This is a genomic window from Acinetobacter sp. ESBL14, from assembly GCF_036668815.1.
Taxonomy (GTDB): Bacteria; Pseudomonadota; Gammaproteobacteria; order Pseudomonadales; family Moraxellaceae; genus Acinetobacter; species Acinetobacter gyllenbergii.
Map to the genome: position 1 here is coordinate 1 of NZ_JAZEVS010000082.1, position 255 is coordinate 255.

Below are 255 nucleotides of genomic sequence, written 5' to 3' on the forward strand. Positions count from 1 at the left end.
TCGGGCCATCGCCTGTCACTGCAACTGCTGCTGTGATGTAGCCATTGACGAGATCTGCGGCAGTCACCGTGAAGTTGTTGCCATTTACGGTCACCACTGTACCAAGCACTGCATCTGGTCCCAATGCTACGCGTGCATCGAAGCTACCATCCGCACCTAATTCAGTCGCATTCAAGATGCCGTCACCGTTTAAGTCATCTGGCACTGTGATTGCACCAATCAAGTCAGCTGGCGATGTATCCACGGTAATGGTCA

Annotated in this window: 1 protein-coding gene; it reads right to left on the minus strand. The window is 52.5% G+C overall.

All coding sequences use genetic code 11. The annotated features are described in order from the left end of the window. Positions 1-255 (minus strand): hypothetical protein (locus V6E90_RS21730; protein ID WP_332606439.1); only part of this gene is annotated, 255 nt, incomplete at both ends.